Source organism: Rossellomorea marisflavi (genome assembly GCF_009806575.1).
In the GTDB taxonomy this organism is placed as follows: Bacteria; Bacillota; Bacilli; order Bacillales; family Bacillaceae_B; genus Rossellomorea; species Rossellomorea marisflavi_A.
On the sequence record NZ_CP047095.1, the window covers coordinates 2,779,724 to 2,799,715 of the forward strand.

A 19,992-nucleotide genomic window follows, 5' to 3' on the forward strand; every position below is an offset into this window, starting at 1 on the left:
TTATTTCCCTCTCCCCATTCGATAATTGTCCAACGCATCCATGGCCATTTCGTACCCAAGGAAACCAAAACCTGCAATCTGCCCCACCGCTTCAGGAGCGATGACGGATGTGTGCCGGAAGGATTCCCGTGCATGAATGTTGGAGATATGCACTTCAATGAAAGGTATGTCCACCGCTGCCACGGCATCACGGATGGCATAGCTGTAATGGGTGAACGCACCCGGGTTCATGATGATTCCGGCTGCCCCTTCGTCTTCAGCGCGATGGATCCAGTCGATCAGTTCCCCTTCATGATTGGACTGGTACGCTTGAATTGCATACCCCATGGCACTTGCTTTCCGGCTCAATCGTTCTTCCAGGTCGGCAAGGGTCTCACTTCCATAGATACCAGGCTCCCTTTTTCCGAGCCTGTTTAAATTCGGTCCGTTCAATATCAGGATCGTTTTCTGCATATGTATTCCCCTAAAAAAAATAGAATGTTCATCATGAACATTCTATCATAAAGCTATGCTGATACCTACATAATTGTCTGATAACGGTCCCTCATTGGGAAACCTGGTCTGTACTCCCGTGTTTCGCCCTCAGCTCATTTTCCTCATACGAAATGGAATAGCCGACAAAGACGCCGTACAGGATGTAAAGACACAGACTGGTCACGAATGTATCAACTCCGATTTTCATGAGTGAACCAATGCTCGGGAACAGGGGGTAAAGGACGAGGAAGAATAACAAGAACAGTGCTACCCCGTATGCCGCTCCAACCCACATGGATTTGAATCTTCTCAGGATGGCATAATAGACGAAAGCCACTCCGATGGAAATGATTCCGTATGCGAGGATGGCCAAGACCATCCCGATCCATTTATCAACCCAATCCCCCGCTGCCCAAGGCTCAAAAATGACGGTAGGTTCGATTTTCGTAAAAGAAAAATAATAGCACAGATACGCGATGGCACTCCAGAAAATGCCCCCATGAACCCTGTTATGACGACCAAAGCTGCGAAAGACAGAGGTTTTTCACTCTGATTTTGCTCGAGTCCAGGGGCCTTTTTGCTTTCTGTGCTCCCTTCTTGAACCTTTTCATGCTGTCCTTTTTCTTCTGCCATAAGTATCACCTCCGTCGTAGTATGTCCGAAATGAAATGGCTCATGCGAGAAAATCGTGGCTCTTTCTAGTGCTTTCTTTCATTTTTTAGTAAAATGGATATACACCCCGGCAATCGGGAACATTGTGCCTGGATTTTTTAAAAATTGTAGGTTAAAAAATGTGAAATCGGTCTAAACTATACGTATAGAATGAAAGTCTGCATATATGGTAAGGAGGTGGCTTTGTTGAACGCTCGTAACCTATTCGTCTTTTCCCTTATGATACTCGCCGCAGTGGGACTTGGTTCCCTTCTCATCGGCAATCCCCTGGGTCTTTTGCGACAGATCTTAGTGACCGCCGCCGTGATCGGTATCATCTACTTCATTTATCGCAAGTGGTTCAGCGGTCGCCGTACAGGCAGCAACAACGAGCAAAGAGCGTTTGTTAAAGCGGCCAAAATGTCCAAAAAGAGGCATAAGCGTAAGCCTGCCAGTAAACCTCAAGTCTCAAGCGTGTCAAAAAAACGTCCGGTGCGGAAAAAATCCAGCGCCAATCTGACGGTTATAGAAGGAAAGAAAAGCAAAAAGAACAACCGCGCCTCTTTTTAATGGAGGAATGGTTGTTCTTTTTTTAATGCCAGTACTTCAGGAATTCTGCCGTCCTGCTCCTTCCAAACTCAATGAGCTCAGACTTCCGTGTCCCATCCAACTCAAAATCGGTGGTCATGACCCCTTCTGTCGGGATGAACACGATATTCCGCTCGTGTTTCCGGGAGATATAGCGGGCGTCATGGGCATCCCTCATGGTTGTGAATAAAGCCTGATACAGCTCGATGGCATTTTTGATCACTTTTTTCGGTTGATCCGTCAGGTCGTGACTCAGCTTCACACCGAGAACGGGCCTCTCTGATTTGTCGTTATCCTTATCGAACAGCCACATGGGAAAGTTGCTCAGGACCCCGCCGTCGACAGTGATACTTGTTCCCTCTAGGGATTTAAGCCTTACCGGCTCAAAGAAAAAGGGAAGGTTTGCGCTCATCCTGATCGCCCTTGCTACCGGGAACGTTTCTTTCGGGATTCCGTAGCTTTCCAGATCATCGGGAAGAACGATCATCCTTCCGTTCGAAAGATCCGATGCAATGACCCTGAGGGCATGTGGCGGCAGATCTGCAAATGTCTCGACGCCCTTCGCCTTCAGCTTCTCCTCGATCCACGCTTCTAGGGCTTTCCCCTTATACAAGCCCAGGCGGAAATACACCCTGAGCCACTTGATGATCGGCAGGGAAAACGGCGAGGCATCCATAAAGGTCTTCACGTCGACTTCATCCATAAGTTGTGCAATTTCTTCACTCGTATATCCGGCTGCGATAAAAGCTGATATGATCGCACCTGCACTTGTACCCGCCAATCGCTTGAACGCATATCCCTTTTCCTCCACAGCCTGATACGCCCCTATGAGGGCGAAGCCTTTTATGCCCCCTCCAGAAAAAACGCCGTCGATTTCCATCCTACTCCCCCCTTCAAAAGGTATTACTACATACCTAATGAAGAAGACTGGATTTTAGACGTCTTTCAATGAAAGAAATCCACCAGATGCAAAAAGGGAAGCGGCGCTCGCATGCCGCTCCCCTTATTATTGGTACTACTGATCCTTCCACTTACGGGCGCCCATGCGGGTCAGTGTGCCAACAGCTTTGCGAATGCTTGTACATTCACATCAAAGTCCGGCACCATTTGGGCATCTTCCGCATCCTTCACCTGTTTTACAACCATTTCATTGAATGGAGTCGAAATGCCCTTCCCTTCTCCCAGTTTTGGTATAACGCCGTTGATGTAATCAATTTCGGTTTTCCGTTTTTTCTCGAGGTCCTGCAGCATGCTTGCCCGCAGCAATCTTGATGGTTCCATCACGACCCTCAGTGTTTGAATGCGATCAGCGATATCTTGGTCGCTTTCCAACTCAAGGGATTCCACGTCGAATCCGCCCATCTTGGCAAAGTGAACGCCGTTGGCATGACCAACCTTGATGGTTTCATCGGCGATATGAACAGCACTGATGATGCCTGTTTCATCGTCAAGGATGTCCCCGTATTCACCGTTCAACGCAGCAGATAAGCCGCTGAAAGCATTGTTAATCAGTAGTTTGGACCATTTGGTTCCCACCAGATTATCGGAAATATGCGTGCCGCCCACAAGGTCCAGGATGGATTTGATCCGCTTGATCCTTTCCGTCGTTTCACCAGACAACTCTCCGATCTGAAACGCATACTGTTTGAATTGGGTGAATTCGGTTGTAAGATTCGATACACCCGGTTCAATGAATGTGGCGCCGAATTCAACAGAACCGGCAATTACACGCTCTTTTCCGATAATGGAACCGACCTTGTCTTCAGGAATCCCATTCTGCAGGGAGCATACGACGCTATCCTCGTGCAAGAAAGGTAGAAGCTCCTGCAAAATCGCCTCATTATATAGTTGCTTGGTGAGAAGCAGAACCAAATCATATGTTCCTGCTTTCTCCTCAGGCGTGATGGCTTTGACCCTGGCCTGAAAATCTGTCGTACCGATGACTTTGGCACCTTCCTGATTCAACCGGTCGACATGTTCTTTATATGAATCAATCAGTTCTACATCCATCCCCCCGTGGGCAAGATATGCTCCGACGATGGTTCCGAGTGAACCTGCTCCTAATACTGCAATTCTCATGAAAGATATCCTCCTTATTTTCCCTCCAGATAGTTATAAACCGGTTGTGCTGCATTCAATGTCAGGTCTGTCAGGATATGGGATGCCGATATCACTTCCAATACGGGAAGGTCGGCAAGCGGCGCCAGTGCATGTTCGAATAATTGAAGTCTGGCAGGGCCGCTCCATGCCCCCTTCACGTTGATATCTGTTATCCGGGTGCGCACGAGATCGCAGATCCTCAAATTCCCTTCATAATCTGTTGCCATCTTGACCATGAAATTCGGCCGGCAAATCTCTTCTTGCGCTTCTTCCTTCGCCATCTCGGAATGCTTATATCCCATGGTGGCCGTTGCAACCCGGAGTGAACCATAGTCCAGGGTCCCAACAAGGGTGTCGGAATCGACATAAAGCTTAGGATCGCCCAGTTTCTTCGGATAGGCCGTCAGCTCCCTACCGCTTGCAATCGCAGGGAAATTGTCTACGTACATCGAATGCACATAATCACCCTCTTCGCCATTGAAGCGGACAGGAATGACCTGGCCGGATTCTGTATACGCACCCAGACCGGAAACGTCCGGCATCCACATGACTTCGAATTTCACCAGGGGTTCATTGACCTCCAGTGGTTCCGGGACGGCTTCACGCAATGCCTTTTCATCCGTCCGATAGAGGATCGTCAGGTATTCCCGGTTGATGAATTTGTATGCCGGATAAGGATAAGCCGGTGCTGTTAATGGGGTTGTTAGATTTTTCGAAATGGTATTCACATCAATTTTCATCGTGATCGCACCTTCCATCATAGTGAGTGAGATTTATTGAACTGAACCTCTACCATGAGCTTACTCCTCCATTTACATTTAATCTAATACATAATAATATATAATTATATTTATCGTAGTAAATGATTTAAAGGAGCATGATGGATGGAACTTTTACAGCTCAAATACTTTCAGACCGTTGCCTATACCGAGCATCTCTCGAATGCGGCGAAACAGCTTACCATTGCCCAGCCTTCCCTGAGTCTGACCATTAAACGGCTAGAAGATGAGCTGGGAACCAAACTCTTCGACCGGAAAGGACGGAATATTCAATTGAGCGCTTCGGGGAAGATCCTCCTGAAGCACGTAAACCGGATCTTCATCGAACTGGAAAATGCACAGGCTGAAATTGAACGGGAGGAGCATCACCTGGCCAACACCATCAAAATCGCCATTTCCAACCCCCGGTTCCTCTCCGGCCTGATCAGTGAGTATATCAATCTCTCACCTGAAACAACGATCATTCAATCCATCAGGGGGAAAAGCGATATCCTCTCTAGTTTAAAACGGGGGGAGGTCGAACTCGGGATAGCTGGCGATACGGTTCAGGATGAAGAACTGGAGAGCCGTTTGCTTGTAAATGAGGATCTTGTGCTGGCCCTGCCCTCCAACCACAGATTGACAGGCAAAACCGAGTTATCGCTCAGTCATGTGGCCAATGAACCCTTCATCACACTGGCCAATAATGAAGAATACCGCAGTTTTACATCCATGCTTTGTGAGAAAGCTGGTTTCACGCCGAATACGGCCTTTGAGGTGGATTCCAATCTATTGGTTGAAATCATCAAATTGGATCAAGGAGTGGCATTGCTCCCGATTTCCATTTGCAGAAAGCTGGGATTGAATTATCGTCCATTGACGGATCATTCCGCTACCTACCCGGTGAGACTATATTGGAGAAAGAACAAGGTGCTCCCCTCTTCAACGGAGGGCCTTCGAATTTTTATTTTGTCGTATTATACAGACCACCATCACCTTTTCAAGGCGTGATGCGCCCCTCAGGATGGAAGAAGACTTCCAAAACAAAAAACACCTCTTTGGATTAACTAATCCAAAGAGGTGTTTCTCTATATCAGCTTACAGTCCGCATTTGAGCTGTGCACCACAGTTCGTGCATGTGTTGCATCCGCCCATGTCTTTGACTGTCCCTTTACGGCAGACCGGGCATGTGTTGCCGACTTCCGATCCGATAGTCACATCAGTCGAGCGCACATCCTGGATCGTGTCTACAAGAACAACGGGTTTTTTCGCTGTTTCTACAATGGTCTCTTCTTCATCGTCAAAGCTGTTTTCTTCTGCTTTGAGGGTGAGGACCTGTGAATCACGGCTTCCGTCTACATACACGGTACCGCCTTTAGCGCCACCTTTATAGAGGCGTTCGTACACTTTTTGCACCTGCTCCACTGTGTAACCGCGCGGGGCGTTGACCGTTTTGGAGATGGAGCTGTCAATCCAGTTCTGGATCACACATTGAACGTCCGCATGTGCTTCCGGTGCCAGGCTCATGGATGAAACGAACCACTCAGGCAGCTCATCTGCACTGGCTCCTGGATTTCTTGATAGATAATCTTCTACAATATCCGCTTTGACTTCGATGAATTTACCGAGTCTTCCGCTTCTATAATAAGTGAAGGAGAAGTATGGCTCAAGACCTGTGGATACTCCTACCATCGTTCCGGTCGATCCGGTCGGTGCAACCGTCAACAGATGGGAGTTACGGATTCCGTGCTCAAGGATTCCTTCCTTCACATCTTCAGGCATTTTCTCCATGAAGCCCGTCTGCGTGAAGCGTTCACGGATGGCTTGTGTTTCAGCATCGGTGCTTCCGACCAAGAACGGGAAGCTCCCTTTTTCTTTGGAAAGCTCGATGGATGCACGGTAGGCAGTCGTCGCGATGACCTCGAATACCTCATCAACGAGCTTGTTGCCTTCTTCTGAGCCGTATTCTTTCTCACAGTAGATCAGAAGATCGGCAAGTCCCATGACACCGAGACCGACACGGCGTTCTCCGAGTGCCTGTGTTTTATTCTCATCAAGGAAGTATGGAGTCGCATCGATGACATTGTCCTGCATGCGCACACCGACTTCGACTGTTTGCTTAAGCTTCTCAAAATCAACGGTTTTCGCATCCTTATCTGCGAATTCAGCGAGATTGACGGCAGCAAGGTTGCATACGGAATACGGAGCCAGAGGCTGTTCACCACAAGGGTTGGTTGCCACGACTTTTTGACCGTATGCTTTTGCATTCGTCATATCATTGGCATTGTCGATGAAGAAGATTCCAGGTTCTGCAGAGTATGTCGCACATACGTTGATCAGATTCCAGAGTTCCTTCGCCTTGATCTTGCGATAGGTTCTCACTTTATAGCCCATCTGTTCCCATTCGCGAACATCCCCGACGTTATGCCACTCTTCATTATAGAATGCCATCGTGTCGGCATCATAGCTTTCGACATCCGGGAAGCGAAGCTCATACTCTTCGTCATTCTCGACTGCATCCATGAAGTCGCTTGTGAGGCAGACTGAGATGTTGGCGCCGGTGAGGAACTCCGGATTGTGAACGCTGTAGGTTCCACCGGTATTAAGCTTCTCTTCTGCACCCCTCAGGATCTTCTCATCAAAGCCTCCGTAACCAGGGATATGTCTGTAATTCAGGATTCCCTGATACATCGCTTCTTCCTGCTCGGTGAGCGGTGTGAATTTCAATTTATCCTGAGCCGCTTTCTTGATGGTCTCATCTTCCGTATTCTCAAGCAAGTAGCGGAGGATACGGGGATTCTGCATTTTGGAGATGATGAATTCCACGATATCCGGATGCCAGTCTGATAGCATGATCATCTGGGCACCGCGGCGTGAGCCGCCCTGCTCGACAAGGTGAGTAAGCTTGGCAATATCATCAAGCCACGATACAGATCCTGAAGATTTTCCGTTCACGCCTTTCGCCAGCGTATTGCGTGGACGCAGTGTAGAACCATTGGTCCCCACCCCGCCTCCGCGGCTCATGATTTCCATTACCTGTTTCCGGTGTTCGGATATACCTTCACGTGAATCCTGCACAAACGGCATGACGTAGCAGTTGAAGTATGTAACATCCGTTCCTGCCCCTGCCCCGTAAAGGACGCGTCCTGCCGGTACAAAGTGCAGGTTCACCAATTCATGATAGAATTTCTCGAACCAGACTTGCTTCAGTTCAGGAGTTTCTTCCACTTCTGCCAGACCTGTTGCGTTACGCTTGGCAATCTGCTCGTAGAATACTTCAAGGGGCTTTTCGATCACATCCAGATTACGCAGGACGATGCCCGTCTCCATTTCCTCCGGCTTTTCGATTGCACTCCGGTATTCTTCTTCGATCCAGACGTGTGCCTTTTTGTTCTCAAAATCGATTTCTTTGATATATCCAAGGCCGCGTGCCGGGAACTTCGGATCTTCCTTGATGGTCAGAACAACGAAGTCACCTGCTGAGAGGGTGATTTTTTCGGTATCCTTGAATGAGTATCGGTCGATCATCACCAGGCGGGATACACCTTTATGGGTGGTCTTCATATCCGGGGTGATCTCGTGCACCTGTGGGAACAAACGGATATCTTCATTCAATCTCTCAATGTTTAAACTCATATTTTCTTTCGACGCAACAGTCATATCGACAACTCCTTCTAACTCTATGTTTCTCTGCGATACATGATGGTTTGATTTCCTTAACTAACGTTATCACAGCGACTTTAGAAAAGCAACAATAAAACACAACATATAGTGGTCAGAATTTTAAGTCCCACACCATATGTTGTGCCGATGTTCATTTCGCCCTTCATTTGTCAAGTGGACAATCCTTCAAGAACATTAGAAAAAAGGAGATTAACCGGAATAAACCATTGGAAATCGACCCATTTCTATGATTTTCAATGTTGATATTATCCAATCCCCGACAAACTTTGTAACAGCGGGCATTTATTCTATTTCCTGCAAAAAATAAAATTTATCTTTTATAGTTCCACTCGTCGGATTCGTAGCGTTCCTTCGCGAGCTTTTCTACATATTGTGTTTCTTCCGGTGAAAGCTCATAAGGCTCCAATCCGATTCCGAGACCGTCTTCGAACCCTTTCTTGAAGGCGTCCTTGGCCATCTCCATGGTGACCGGTTCCGCACTGATCTCATTCATGGCGACTGCCTTGCTCTTGAATGCGCGCTGCATGCGTTCTTTCACACGATCATTCGGATAGTTGAAGAGGCTGAAGAGCTTGTCTTCGTCCAGGTCAAGGAGGATGGATCCGTGCTGGAGGATCACGCCCTTCTGTCGTGTCTGGGCACTGCCGGCCACTTTACGGCCTTCCACCACGAGCTCATACCAGCTTGGCGCATCAAAGCAGACGGCTGAGCGCGGATTCTTCAATCCTTCCCGCTCCTCCGCTGTTTTCGGCACGGCAAAATATGCTTCCAGACCGAGCGCCCGGAACCCTTGTAAGATCCCCTCGGAAATGACGCGGTACGCTTCCGTTACCGTCTTCGGCATATCGGGGTGATCTTCCGAGACGATGACGCTGTATGTGAGTTCGTGTTCATGAAGGACACCCCTGCCTCCTGTCGGTCTTCTCACAAAGCCCAGATTATGCTTTTTCACATTTTCCATGTTGATTTCTTTCTCTACCTTTTGGAAGTATCCGATTGAGAGGGTCGCCGGGTCCCAGCCATAGAATCGGATCGTGGGAGGGATCTTCCCTTCGCTGTGCCAGTCAAGGAGCGCTTCATCCAATGCCATATTGAAAGAAGGGGAGCAGTGACCGGAATCGATGAATCTCCATATTTCCTTTTCCATTATGCATACCTCATTCTTATGTTCGCAGTATTATGTATCGGTCACAAATGTCAGACCGTTCTAATCCGTTATTTAGTCTATCAAATACCCGATAAAAAACAAAGGGAAACCGATTGGAAAGTGTTTGAACTTTATTTCAAAAATCTTTTGATTATGTTTGTCATCATGAATATAATAGTAGATAGCGCATTTGTAGAAAGGAGCATGAATGGATGGAAGCTTTATATATCCTATTGATTGTAATCGGTGCAATCGCAGCATATTCACTCATTACATATTTCAATCAAAAAAGAATCGTCAACACACTCACAGAGGAAGAGTTTCGCGCAGGCTACCGTAAAGCGCAGCTGATCGATGTCCGCGAAACCAATGAATATAACAACGGTCATATTCTTGGCGCCAGAAACATTCCACTTTCTCAACTGAAAATGAGACAAAAAGAAATCCGTAAAGATCAGCCCGTCTATCTCTACTGCCAGAGCGGCATGAGAAGCGGCAGGGCGGCTCAAATGCTCCGTCGTCTCGGCTACCGTGATCTCCACCAATTAAAAGGTGGATTCAAAAAGTGGACCGGGAAAATCAAGCACAAAAAATAAAGCCTTCCGGGGACCCCATCAGGGTCCCGGAGGCTTTTTTCGTTTGTAAGAAGAGGTTGTGGCCAAAACTAAAAAGGGACCATTTCATGACGAACACGATCAGTATAGGCTCTTTATGTCGCAAGACTTGGCTTTCCGCGGATAGCCCATGAGCCTCTCCGGCAAGTCTGCGGGGCCACACATCAGATACTCTTCCGTCAAGAGTCTTCGTCTTGCACTTCACTCAACCGGTAGACACAATGAAATAGTCATGTTCATGAAACAAATTAAAAACCCGAATTAATTAGTACTAGGCAAATTAATTCGGGTTTTACTATGACTGAAACACTTTTGTCCCAGCATTTTCTCTCTTCTTACATTAAATTTCTTTAAACTTCTTTCTGGTAACGTAGGACCGGCTTTCGTGCCGCCAGGGTTTCATCCATGCGTTTCACAACCGTCGTGTGAGGAGCTTCCTGGACGATTTCCGGATTCTCTTCCGCTTCCTTCGCGATCTGGATCATGGCCTCGATGAAGGAATCGAGGGTTTCCTTCGACTCGGTTTCCGTCGGTTCGATCATCATGCACTCTTCTACATTCAATGGGAAGTAGATGGTTGGCGGATGATAGCCGAAGTCGAGAAGGCGCTTCGCGATATCAAGGGTACGCACCCCGAGTTTCTTCTGACGTTTTCCGGAAATCACAAACTCATGCTTGCAATGACGGTCATACGGAAGGTCGAAGTGAGGAGCAAGCCTTCTCATCATGTAGTTGGCATTCAGTACGGCATTCTCCGTCACGGCGCGCAGACCATCAGGACCCATCGTCCTGATATACGTATAGGCACGGACGTTGATCCCGAAGTTCCCGTAGTATGGTTTCACTCTTCCGATACTTTCAGGACGGTCATAATCGAACACAAAGTCTTCTCCCTTTTTGACGAGGATCGGCTTTGGAAGGTAAGGGATCAAATCTTCCTTCACCCCGACAGGGCCGCTTCCCGGTCCGCCTCCTCCATGAGGGCCTGTGAACGTTTTATGAAGATTAAGATGGACAACGTCAAAGCCCATGTCCCCCGGTCTTGCTTTAGAGAGGACCGCATTGAGGTTCGCACCGTCGTAATAGAGCTTGCCGCCGGCACCATGGATGATGGAAGCCATCTCCAGGATATTCTCTTCAAAGAGCCCGAGGGTGTTCGGGTTCGTGAGCATCAACGCAGCCGTATCGTCCCCCACCACCCGCTTCAGATCTTCGAGGTCAACGAGGCCGTCTTCATTGGACTTGACCGTAACGGTCTCGAAACCTGCAACCGTCGCGCTCGCCGGGTTGGTGCCGTGGGCAGAGTCGGGAACGATGACCTTTGTACGCTGGGTATCGCCATTCGCTTCGTGGAAGGCGCGGATCATCATAAGCCCGGTCCATTCCCCATGAGCTCCCGCAGCCGGCTGGAGGGTCACTTCATCCATCCCGGTGATTTCTTTCAGATGTTCCTGGAGGTCATACATGAGACCGAGTGCCCCTTGTACACTTTCAGGTTCCTGAAGCGGATTGATATGGGCGAATCCATTGAGGCGCGCCACATATTCGTTCACCTTCGGATTGTATTTCATCGTGCATGACCCAAGCGGGTAGAAGCCGGAGTCGACTCCGTGGTTACGCTTTGAAAGAGCCGTGTAGTGACGCATGATATCAAGCTCGGACACTTCAGGAAGATCGGCTTCCTCTGTGCGGATGAATTCTGCCGGAATCAGATCGGATAGATCTGCTGCCGGTACATCCAGTTCAGGCAGGCTGTATCCAACGCGTCCTTCTTTTGTTAGTTCGAAGATAAGAGGCTGATCCTTCTTATGCATGATAATCCCCCAATTCTTTAGCAAATGCATCGATTTCTTCTTTGCTGCGAAGTTCCGTGACGGCAACGAGCATATGGTTGGCGAGCGTTTCGTCCGTAAGACCGAGATCATATCCCCCGATCATCCCTTTTTGGATAAGATGGAGATTGAGGTCCCTGACCGGCGCCTTCAATTTGACGACGAATTCATTGAAGGAAGGTCCTTCGAATGCCAGTTCCAATCCGGCAGACTTAAGGGCATTTTTCGCATAATGGGCTTTTTGGATATTCTGGATCGCCATCTCTTTAACCCCCTGCTTCCCGAGTGCCGTCATGGCAACGGAAGCCGCCAGGGCATTCAGCGCCTGATTCGAACAAATATTGGAGGTCGCTTTATCACGGCGGATATGCTGTTCCCTTGCCTGAAGGGTCAGGACGAATCCGCGGACACCGTCTTCATCCACCGTTTGGCCGACAAGGCGGCCCGGTACCTTCCGCATAAGCTTCTTGCTGACGGCGAAATAGCCGCAGTGCGGTCCGCCGAATGCACTCGGAATTCCGAATGGCTGCGCATCCCCGATGACGATATCGGCACCGAATTTGCCCGGTGGTGTGAGTGCGCCGAGTGCAAGGGGGTTGGAAGAGACGACAAACATCGCTTTTGACCCATGGGTGATGGCTTCAATCGCCTGAAGATCCTCGATACGTCCGAAGAAGTTCGGATATTGAACAATCACAGCTGCCACGTCGTCACCGATGAGGTTCTCGAGCGCTTCAAGATCTGTCACCCCATCCTTATGGGGAACTTCTACAACGTCGATATACTGACCTTTCGCATAAGAGCGCAGGACATCTTTGGATTCAGGATGAACCGCCGCTGATACGAGTACCTTCTTGCGACGTGTCTGACCGGCTGAAAGCATGGCGGCTTCAGCAAGGGATGTACCACCGTCATACATGGAAGAGTTCGCTACATCCATTCCAGTCAGCTCGCAGATGATCGTCTGGAACTCGAAAATCGCCTGGAGTTCGCCCTGTGAAATCTCCGGTTGGTACGGCGTATAGGCCGTATAGAATTCAGAACGTGATAAAACATGATCCACGATGATCGGCATGTAATGGTCATATACTCCCGCTCCCAGGAAGCTTGCATGACTTCTGAGGTCGGCATTTTTAGCTGCCAGAGCACTCAGTTCCTTGACGAGTTCCGTCTCGGATTTCGCTTTTTTAATGTTATAGTCGCCTTTAAAGCGAACTTCTTCCGGAATATCTTCAAAAAGGGCATCGACGCTGTCGACTCCAATGCTGTCCAACATTTCTCTTTGATCCTGATCTGTCATCGGTAAATAACGATGCTTCATGAACGTCAGTCCTCCCTATTTGCCAGTTCTCTTATAGAATGGTGTTTTCACTACAACGGCTTTCAATTGTTTATTACGGATCTCCACGATCACTTCAGTACCGGGCTCGGCAAATTCCTTCTTGATAAGTGCAAGACCGATATTCTTCTTCAGTGTCGGCGACTGGGTACCGGTTGTGACCTCCCCGATCAGCTCTTCCCCTGAAAATACACTATATCCATGACGAGGGATGCCGCGGTCGATCATTTCGATCCCGACCAGTTTACGAGGTGCCCCTTCTTCCTTTTGTTTGCGAAGGACTTCCTGGCCGATGAACGGGATGTCTTTATTCACCTTCACCGCAAAACCGATTCCCGCTTCGATGGGAGTGATCGTCTTCGACAACTCCTGTCCATAGAGTGCGAGATTCGCTTCGAATCGCAAAGTGTCACGGGCACCAAGGCCGCAAGGTACGATCCCTTCCTCTTCACCCGCCTGAAGGATTTCTGTCCACAGCGCCGGTGCGGAATCCGATGCACAGTAGATTTCAAACCCGTCTTCCCCTGTGTAACCCGTTCTTGATACGAGCGCTTCGTGACCGCTGATCATGACCTCATCCTGGAACTTGAAGAACCCGATGCTGCCAAGATCTGTATCGGTGAGCTTCTGGAGGATCGTCTCCGCCAGCGGCCCCTGAATGGCAAGCTGGGCGATTTCGCCTGAACGATTCGTCAGCTCGACCCCTTCGGTTGCATGATGGATGAGCCATTCGTAATCTTTCTCGATATTGGATGCGTTGACCACAAGGAGATAATCGTGATCTCTCCGTTTATAGACGAGAAGGTCATCGACCGTTCCTCCGTCTTCGTAGCACATGGCGGTGTACTGAGCGCCTCCGTCCTTCAATTTCGACAGATCATTGGTCATCATCCGTTGAAGATACTCAAGGGCACCCTCCCCTTTTACCGTGATCTCGCCCATATGGGAGACATCGAAAAGACCTGCACGGCTCCTTACGGCTTCATGCTCGTCTTTGATCCCGGAGAATTGTACAGGCAGGGCCCATCCTCCAAAATCGATCGTCTTTCCTCCATACTCGCGGTAAAGATCGTGTAAAGGCGTTTGCTTCAGTTCTGACATGGCGATTCCCCCTTTAGTGGTTACACTGCATTCTTTTGCATGAAAAAAGGACAGAGAAGCCCCTTTTCAATAAGTGGGCTTCTCTGTCCTGGCACCTGAAAGTTTACCGATTCATACGGCTTTCCCCTTTGGTGGTCCCCATCCGGGACGCTCTCCAGAGTTGCGTCCGACAAGAGTCTTTTTGCCTGAGAGATTCACATCGTGATGCTTGCTCCTTCGGCGCTGCAGACTGCAGTCTCTCCCCTTGTCATCATTCGCCAATATTCCTTGCAATAATTGGTCATACTAAAGATATAAAAGAAATGCAGCAGATGCTAATGTTCGGATTTAGATCATTTTTGTAAGATTGTAAATCTATTTTCATCCTACCATTAATCAATTGTTCCGGGCAATCAATTTTTGCAGAAAAAAAGGAGTTGTTTTCATATGAATGTAGATATCATATTCGATGAGGGATGGGGAGAAAATCTTGAAAGCCTTATCAACAATGACGGGCCCTGGGGAAGTTTCGACCTGTACAAACTCGCTGTCGAATTCGAGCACCATCTTGCAATTCCGAACTTTGAGGGGCTGCAGGCACCGAAACATTTGGCAAATGTCACTCCCCTCCCCCATCAGCTCGAAGCTGCGAGGCAGGTGGTGGAGACCATGAACGGAAAAGCGATCCTCGCAGATGAGGTCGGGCTCGGGAAAACAATCGAAGCAGGACTTGTCCTCAAGGAATACATGATCCGTGGACTGGTGAAGAAGGTGCTCATCCTCGTGCCGGCGTCCCTGGTATCCCAGTGGTGCTATGAGTTGAACACAAAATTCTTCATCCCTGCCGTCCCCCAGCGGAAAAGTTACGTCTGGGACCAGTGTGATATCGTCGTATCTTCCATGGATACGGCCAAGAGAAGCCCTCACCGTGAAAAGGTCTACGAACAGGATTATGATCTCGTCATCATCGATGAAGCTCACAAACTGAAGAATCACAAAACGAAAAACTATGAATTTGTGCAGAACCTGAAGAAAAAATTCTGCCTTCTTCTGACGGCCACTCCCATCCAGAACCGGATCGAGGAAATCTTTCATCTTGTTTCCCTCCTGAAGCCGGGGCACCTCGGAAGCGAATCGGGCTTTACCGACCGGTATAAAAATGGAGATCGGTCCCTTGAGGATGACGACCATCTGAAAAACTTGATCAACAAGGTGATGATCAGGAATCGCCGCCATGACACGGGTATCGAATGGACGAAGCGCCATGTGAAAACGGTCCTTATCGACTTTTCACATGGCGAGAGGGACCTGTACGACAGCTTTGACCTTCTGCGCGGCCGCTACGATGACTGGGCGGCGTCGAGCTCATTCTCCCTCCTCACCCTGCAGCGGGAAGCATGCTCCAGCCGGGAAGCCGTGTACTTTACGTTGAAGAATATGCTCGCCAAAAAGGAAGATCCTTCAGAAGGATTCAAGCAAGTCATCGGAACGCTCATGCAGAAGGTGGAGAATGTCTCCGTCAACTCCAAGGCAAAGAAAGCCCTGGAGCTGATCCAATCCATCGACGACAAAGTGATCATCTTCACTGAATACCGGGCCACCCAGATGTATCTTCAATGGTTCCTGAAGCAGCATGGCATCACATCGGTTCCTTTTAGGGGCGGGTTCAAGCGTGGGAAAAAGGACTGGATGAGACAATTGTTCCAAAATCACGCCCAGGTCCTCATCGCGACGGAAGCCGGCGGGGAAGGGATCAACCTTCAATTCTGTCATCACGTCATCAACTTTGACCTGCCGTGGAATCCCATGAGACTGGAGCAGCGGATCGGACGGGTCCACCGTCTCGGACAGACCGAGGATGTTCATATCTATAATTTCGCCACAAAAGGAACCGTCGAAGAACATATCCTCACCCTGCTCTATGAAAAAATCAACCTGTTCGAGCGGGTGATCGGCGAACTTGATGACATCCTGACCCGACTCGATTTCAAAGAGTTTGAAGATCATATGACGGATATCTTCGCCTCCTCAAGAACCGAGGGTGAAATGAAGATCAAAATGGAAAACCTGACGAGCATGATTCAATTTGCCGAAGAGATGAAGGAGGAGAAGGCCGATGCAGCAGCACGAAATACATCGATTTCTTGAGCGGTATTTCCATGCGAACGGATGTGAGCTGAAGGCAAGCGGTGATGGCTATATGACCGTCCAGCTCACGATCGAGATGGATAAAGAGCTCATGAACCGCCCATTCTACTGGCATTATCTCGAAAAGACCGGCGGTGAACCGAATCCCATGGCGCTAAGCCTCATCACCGATCAGGAAAAGGCTCCTGAAGGACTCAATGGGGAAGTCATCCATTTCGGTTCACCCCGACTGCACCAGATTTTCCGTTCAACCCGGAGTCTCGCGGGGTATACCCGGCTCTATGAGGACCGTGCGGGGTATAGCCAGCAACAGATCCCGCTTCATCCGTGGCTCGGCATGAACGTCAAGATCTCCTATCAATCCAATCGCAAGAAGGATACATTCCGGAGCATCGGCCTCAATCTCATTAACGGCATGATGAAGGAAGGATTTCACGATGAACTACTCACCCTCAAGCTGACGCCGAAGATACCGGATCTCTGCTTCACCCTGACCCCGATCATCCGCCCCAAAAGTGGGATCGGACGCATCCAGCAACAACTGCGGGATGAAATCAGCCGGGAGTCGACGGAATGGGCAGAATCAGCCCTTGCCTCATGGAAGGAAGACCGGGAGCTGTTGGACCACTTTTATAAAGAGGTCGAAGATAAGCCCGAATCCTACTTCCTTGAACAAGCTGCCCTAAAGGATCAATACGAACCGAAGATCGAGATCGAGATCATCAATGGGGGGATCTTCTACCTTCAGCAGTGACAGATTAAAGAGATTGGGACAAAACTAAAAGGTACCTTGTAATGAAAACCAATTGGGATAGGTTCTAGGTTATTCATACCGCTCAAGATTTCCGTGCAAGACTTCACTTTCCGCAGGGTAGCCCGTGAGACTCTTCAGTAAGCCGGCGGATTCTCACATCAGCTACTCTTCCCGCAGGAGCTATTCCTGTGGGGAAAGTATGGACCTATTGCACAAAAAAAGATCCTCCTTTATGATGCAGGTGCGAAGCCACACACAAAAAGGAGGATCTTTAACATGCATGATAATCGAAATGAACGCATTAATCAAATTTCTGAGGACACATTGGTGATTGGCGTCGACATCGCCAAGTGTGTACATTATGCCTGCGCAGTGGATGAACGAGGTAGGGAGGTCAAGAAAAGCTTCTCATTCCGTCAGTCCAGACAAGGCTTTGAAACCTTTTACGCTACCATCCTAAAGGTGATGGAATCTCATCAAAAGAAGAATGTAGTCGTTGGATTTGAACCTACCGGTCATTACTGGATGAATTTATCCTCGTACCTTACGGACCGGGGCATTCGCTTTGTTCTCGTCAACCCTCTCCATGTGAAGCAAACCAAAGAATTGGATGACAACCTACAGAGTAAAAACGATCCGAAAGACGCTCGTGTCATTGCCAAGATGATACCGCAAGGCTATTACAGTATTCCTCGTGACATGACTCCTATTGAAGCAGAGTTGCGTCATGGTTCGGCATTTAGGGCTCGTCTGAAAAAACAAGGAGCGTCGACTCAAAACCGGATCAAGCGATGGATTGATCTATACTTCCCTGAGTTTATTTCGGTTTATAAGTCCATTGGAATGAACGCCTCCACTGTTCTTTCTTCTTATCCTCTTCCGGAAGACCTTGTGAGAGAAGATCCTGAGAAGCTCTTGGAGAACCTCAAGAACCTGGGAGGTAAGCATTTCTCGGTTAAAAACCTTACTAAGCTTCTTGATGTCGCGGCCACATCTATTGGCTATCAGGAGAGTCCTGAAATGGCACGGGCAGAAATCCAAATTCTATTGACACAGATGAAGCTGCTTGAAGAACAACTGGTAAGCATAGAAAAGCAGTTAGTGACGTTGGCGAAACAGATGACAGATTTCGATCTGTTCCTTTCGGTCCCTGGTATTGGAGAAAACACCGTAGTAGAGATCCTTTCAGAAATAGGAGCCTTTTCACACTATAAGAGTCCACGCCAAATCCTTAAATTAGCGGGTCTTACGTTAGTCACCAATTCCTCGGGAAAAAAAGAAGGGAACAAACGCTTGTCGAAACGCGGGCGGAAACGGCTACGCTCCTTGATATATAAGGCGATTTTCCCGATTTTACACGCCATACCAGCGTTTCGGTCCCTGTACGATTACTATAGTGAACATCGCGAACACCCCGTCGCTAAGAAAGAAGCGTTGTTAATCCTATGTCGGAAATTGATTCAAGTCCTTCATGGTTTAAGCAAAAGGGGCGAAACATTCAATGAAGAACGTATGGTAGCTGATATCTCCTTCTTTGGTAATCAAGAAGCTGCGTAACATCTACGCTCGCTTAATTAAAACAACCTAGACACTGAGAAGCCGGCACACACAAGACTTTCGACGATCATCTTAGATCAGTCCATGCAGGAGCATAAGCTGGCCTCTGCGTTAAGGCGAGACCCAACGAAGGAATGTGAGCACATAGATGCCAGGAGATATGGGAGGGTGAGTCCCCTTAACAAGCAGAGATCAAAGGTGCCCATAAGAATTAAAAAGGGGGGATTTATCCAATCTCCTGACGCAACGCGTAGGCTCGATCCCCTTTATTTTGAATAAATGATAAATGAAGGAATGAAGAAAATCCGAAAGGATATTCAAAAAAATTTTTCACCTAAGAAAAGTGTTGGGAACACCCGTCATAATAACTTTTTCCGAGGGAGTCTTCAGCTTGCACTCCAATCAACGGCTGGATACAATGGAATCGTAATGATCATGAAACAAAGTAAAAACCCGAATTTTTTGCCTGATCATCGGCAAAAGAATTCGGGTTTTATTATGACTGAAACACGTTTGTCCCAGCCAGTCACCTTTTATTTATTCCTATTTTTTTTGAAAAACAGCCCGACCGCATAAGGGATGATGCCGAACCACCGATACAGGAATGGTTCCTTCCGAGTCTTGCGCTGCTTCCTGATTGTTTTCCGTTCCTGGGGTGATTTGTTATAATGCTGAACCACGGTTTGGGTCAAGAATTTGACGTAGTCATTCACAGACATCCTGCCACCACCTTCACCCATCCAGTATGCCCAGATTCCCTTGCTTTAATTCCTCCCGAGGAGGGAGAGGATCTCGCGTGTGACCGCCTCTTCATCTTTCCCGCCGGTGTCCACCTCATGGGTCCTCGCTTCCTCATATAGAGGAATGCGACGACTGAACAGACTCTCCACTTCATGACGGGGATTCTGTGCAAGGGGTCTGTCGGGATCTCCTTCAAGCCGCTCCCACAGGCTCTCGAACGGAGCGGACAAATGGATCACACACCCGTTTTCGCCAAGCAGGGTGCGGTTCTCCTTCCTCTCGACGATCCCTCCTCCCGTCGTGATGATGCACGCTTCATTCAGTAGCTTTGACAGGACGGCCGTTTCGAGATCACGGAAATGCCCTTCGCCGAAACGCTCGAAAATCTCGCGGACAGGCATCCCCTCCTGCTTGACGATGTATTCATCCATGTCCACGACATGAAGGCCGACCTTTTCGGAGAGCATATGCCCGATTGTCGTCTTTCCTACTCCCATAAATCCGATAAGCACAATTGATTCCATA

Annotated in this window: 18 protein-coding genes and 2 riboswitches; of the genes, 6 read left to right on the forward strand and 12 right to left on the reverse strand. The window is 48.6% G+C overall.

Features of this window, described 5'->3' with window-relative positions:
* The gene (gene aroQ / locus D5E69_RS14520; protein WP_048006046.1) at positions 1-453 is read right to left on the reverse strand and encodes a type II 3-dehydroquinate dehydratase; all 453 of its coding nucleotides are present in this window, start codon (positions 451-453) and stop codon (positions 1-3) included.
* 91 nt (positions 454-544) lie between these two features.
* Complete coding sequence (locus D5E69_RS14525) at positions 545-967, reverse strand: YqhR family membrane protein (protein ID WP_347566741.1); 423 nt, start codon at positions 965-967, stop codon at positions 545-547.
* A gap of 365 nt (positions 968-1,332) precedes the next feature.
* On the opposite strand from D5E69_RS14525, the gene D5E69_RS14530 reads away from it, so the two are divergent.
* Positions 1,333-1,695 (forward strand): SA1362 family protein, encoded by a 363-nt coding sequence (locus D5E69_RS14530; RefSeq protein ID WP_053073081.1) that lies wholly within the window; start codon positions 1,333-1,335, stop codon positions 1,693-1,695.
* Positions 1,696-1,717: 22 nt separating this feature from the next.
* Here D5E69_RS14530 and D5E69_RS14535 read toward each other — a convergent pair whose 3' ends face one another.
* The 3 genes from D5E69_RS14535 to D5E69_RS14545 form a co-directional block, all read right to left on the reverse strand.
* Positions 1,718-2,593: a patatin-like phospholipase family protein gene (locus tag D5E69_RS14535; RefSeq protein WP_159129851.1), complete on the reverse strand. Its 876-nt coding sequence runs from the start codon at positions 2,591-2,593 to the stop codon at positions 1,718-1,720.
* Between the two features lie 170 nt (positions 2,594-2,763).
* A complete protein-coding gene (locus D5E69_RS14540; protein ID WP_159129852.1) occupies positions 2,764-3,792 on the reverse strand; it encodes a ketopantoate reductase family protein in 1,029 nt (342 codons plus the stop codon).
* Between the two features lie 14 nt (positions 3,793-3,806).
* On the reverse strand, positions 3,807-4,553 hold the full coding sequence (locus D5E69_RS14545) for an acetoacetate decarboxylase (RefSeq protein WP_159129853.1): 747 nt from the start codon (positions 4,551-4,553) through the stop codon (positions 3,807-3,809).
* 144 nt (positions 4,554-4,697) lie between these two features.
* Between D5E69_RS14545 and D5E69_RS14550 the strand changes: the two genes are divergently transcribed.
* A complete protein-coding gene (locus tag D5E69_RS14550; RefSeq protein ID WP_048014707.1) occupies positions 4,698-5,582 on the forward strand; it encodes a LysR family transcriptional regulator in 885 nt (294 codons plus the stop codon).
* A gap of 87 nt (positions 5,583-5,669) precedes the next feature.
* Here the strand turns inward: D5E69_RS14550 and D5E69_RS14555 are convergent, their stop codons facing one another.
* Entirely contained in the window at positions 5,670-8,231 is a 2,562-nt protein-coding gene (locus D5E69_RS14555) for a vitamin B12-dependent ribonucleotide reductase (protein ID WP_048006051.1), read from the reverse strand.
* Positions 8,232-8,565: 334 nt separating this feature from the next.
* Entirely contained in the window at positions 8,566-9,402 is an 837-nt protein-coding gene (locus D5E69_RS14560) for a lipoate--protein ligase family protein (protein ID WP_048014706.1), read from the reverse strand.
* Positions 9,403-9,614: 212 nt separating this feature from the next.
* Here D5E69_RS14560 and D5E69_RS14565 point away from each other — a divergent pair, with 212 nt between their 5' ends.
* Positions 9,615-9,998: a rhodanese-like domain-containing protein gene (locus D5E69_RS14565; RefSeq protein WP_048006053.1), complete on the forward strand. Its 384-nt coding sequence runs from the start codon at positions 9,615-9,617 to the stop codon at positions 9,996-9,998.
* A 368-nt stretch (positions 9,999-10,366) separates the two neighbouring features.
* Here the strand turns inward: D5E69_RS14565 and gcvPB are convergent, their stop codons facing one another.
* Genes gcvPB through gcvT form a run of 3 tightly spaced genes read right to left on the reverse strand, consistent with a single transcriptional unit; the run spans position 10,367 to position 14,288 of the window.
* Positions 10,367-11,830, reverse strand: a complete 1,464-nt coding sequence (gcvPB, locus tag D5E69_RS14570; RefSeq protein WP_048006054.1) for an aminomethyl-transferring glycine dehydrogenase subunit GcvPB — start codon at positions 11,828-11,830, stop codon at positions 10,367-10,369.
* A complete protein-coding gene (gene gcvPA / locus D5E69_RS14575; RefSeq protein WP_159129854.1) occupies positions 11,823-13,169 on the reverse strand; it encodes an aminomethyl-transferring glycine dehydrogenase subunit GcvPA in 1,347 nt (448 codons plus the stop codon). The genes gcvPB and gcvPA overlap by 8 nt, the downstream gene beginning before the upstream one ends.
* Positions 13,170-13,184: 15 nt before the next feature.
* A complete protein-coding gene (gene gcvT, locus D5E69_RS14580; RefSeq protein WP_048006056.1) occupies positions 13,185-14,288 on the reverse strand; it encodes a glycine cleavage system aminomethyltransferase GcvT in 1,104 nt (367 codons plus the stop codon).
* An 81-nt stretch (positions 14,289-14,369) separates the two neighbouring features.
* Positions 14,370-14,448: riboswitch (glycine riboswitch) on the reverse strand.
* Positions 14,449-14,451: 3 nt separating this feature from the next.
* Positions 14,452-14,542, reverse strand: a riboswitch (glycine riboswitch).
* A 172-nt stretch (positions 14,543-14,714) separates the two neighbouring features.
* Between gcvT and D5E69_RS14585 the strand changes: the two genes are divergently transcribed.
* The 3 genes from D5E69_RS14585 (at position 14,715) to D5E69_RS14595 (ending at position 18,726) form a co-directional block, all read left to right on the forward strand.
* The gene (locus D5E69_RS14585; protein WP_048006057.1) at positions 14,715-16,415 is read left to right on the forward strand and encodes a DEAD/DEAH box helicase; all 1,701 of its coding nucleotides are present in this window, start codon (positions 14,715-14,717) and stop codon (positions 16,413-16,415) included.
* Entirely contained in the window at positions 16,384-17,169 is a 786-nt protein-coding gene (locus D5E69_RS14590) for a YqhG family protein (RefSeq protein WP_048006058.1), read from the forward strand. The genes D5E69_RS14585 and D5E69_RS14590 overlap by 32 nt, the downstream gene beginning before the upstream one ends.
* A gap of 276 nt (positions 17,170-17,445) precedes the next feature.
* The gene (locus D5E69_RS14595) at positions 17,446-18,726 is read left to right on the forward strand and encodes an IS110 family RNA-guided transposase (RefSeq protein ID WP_159129661.1); all 1,281 of its coding nucleotides are present in this window, start codon (positions 17,446-17,448) and stop codon (positions 18,724-18,726) included.
* Positions 18,727-19,259: 533 nt separating this feature from the next.
* Here the strand turns inward: D5E69_RS14595 and D5E69_RS14600 are convergent.
* A complete protein-coding gene (locus D5E69_RS14600) occupies positions 19,260-19,466 on the reverse strand; it encodes a YqzE family protein (RefSeq protein WP_347566696.1) in 207 nt (68 codons plus the stop codon).
* 24 nt (positions 19,467-19,490) lie between these two features.
* Positions 19,491-19,991 (reverse strand): shikimate kinase, encoded by a 501-nt coding sequence (locus D5E69_RS14605; RefSeq protein ID WP_048006060.1) that lies wholly within the window; start codon positions 19,989-19,991, stop codon positions 19,491-19,493.
* Between the last annotated feature and the right edge of the window lies 1 nt (position 19,992).

Excerpts from the sequence above, each read along its gene's own strand:
- D5E69_RS14560 (WP_048014706.1), bottom strand. The coding sequence starts at position 9,402 with ATGGAAAAGGAAATATGGAGATTCATCGATTCCGGTCACTGCTCCCCT.
- gcvPB (WP_048006054.1), bottom strand. The coding sequence starts at position 11,830 with ATGCATAAGAAGGATCAGCCTCTTATCTTCGAACTAACAAAAGAAGGA.
- D5E69_RS14595 (WP_159129661.1), top strand. The coding sequence starts at position 17,446 with ATGCATGATAATCGAAATGAACGCATTAATCAAATTTCTGAGGACACA.
- D5E69_RS14585 (WP_048006057.1), top strand. The coding sequence starts at position 14,715 with ATGAATGTAGATATCATATTCGATGAGGGATGGGGAGAAAATCTTGAA.
- D5E69_RS14600 (WP_347566696.1), bottom strand. The coding sequence starts at position 19,466 with ATGGGTGAAGGTGGTGGCAGGATGTCTGTGAATGACTACGTCAAATTC.
- gcvT (WP_048006056.1), bottom strand. The coding sequence starts at position 14,288 with ATGTCAGAACTGAAGCAAACGCCTTTACACGATCTTTACCGCGAGTAT.
- D5E69_RS14545 (WP_159129853.1), bottom strand. The coding sequence starts at position 4,553 with ATGAAAATTGATGTGAATACCATTTCGAAAAATCTAACAACCCCATTA.
- D5E69_RS14540 (WP_159129852.1), bottom strand. The coding sequence starts at position 3,792 with ATGAGAATTGCAGTATTAGGAGCAGGTTCACTCGGAACCATCGTCGGA.
- D5E69_RS14550 (WP_048014707.1), top strand. The coding sequence starts at position 4,698 with ATGGAACTTTTACAGCTCAAATACTTTCAGACCGTTGCCTATACCGAG.
- gcvPA (WP_159129854.1), bottom strand. The coding sequence starts at position 13,169 with ATGAAGCATCGTTATTTACCGATGACAGATCAGGATCAAAGAGAAATG.
- D5E69_RS14555 (WP_048006051.1), bottom strand. The coding sequence starts at position 8,231 with ATGACTGTTGCGTCGAAAGAAAATATGAGTTTAAACATTGAGAGATTG.
- D5E69_RS14605 (WP_048006060.1), bottom strand. The coding sequence starts at position 19,991 with ATGGAATCAATTGTGCTTATCGGATTTATGGGAGTAGGAAAGACGACA.
- D5E69_RS14590 (WP_048006058.1), top strand. The coding sequence starts at position 16,384 with ATGCAGCAGCACGAAATACATCGATTTCTTGAGCGGTATTTCCATGCG.
- D5E69_RS14535 (WP_159129851.1), bottom strand. The coding sequence starts at position 2,593 with ATGGAAATCGACGGCGTTTTTTCTGGAGGGGGCATAAAAGGCTTCGCC.
- aroQ (WP_048006046.1), bottom strand. The coding sequence starts at position 453 with ATGCAGAAAACGATCCTGATATTGAACGGACCGAATTTAAACAGGCTC.
- D5E69_RS14565 (WP_048006053.1), top strand. The coding sequence starts at position 9,615 with ATGGAAGCTTTATATATCCTATTGATTGTAATCGGTGCAATCGCAGCA.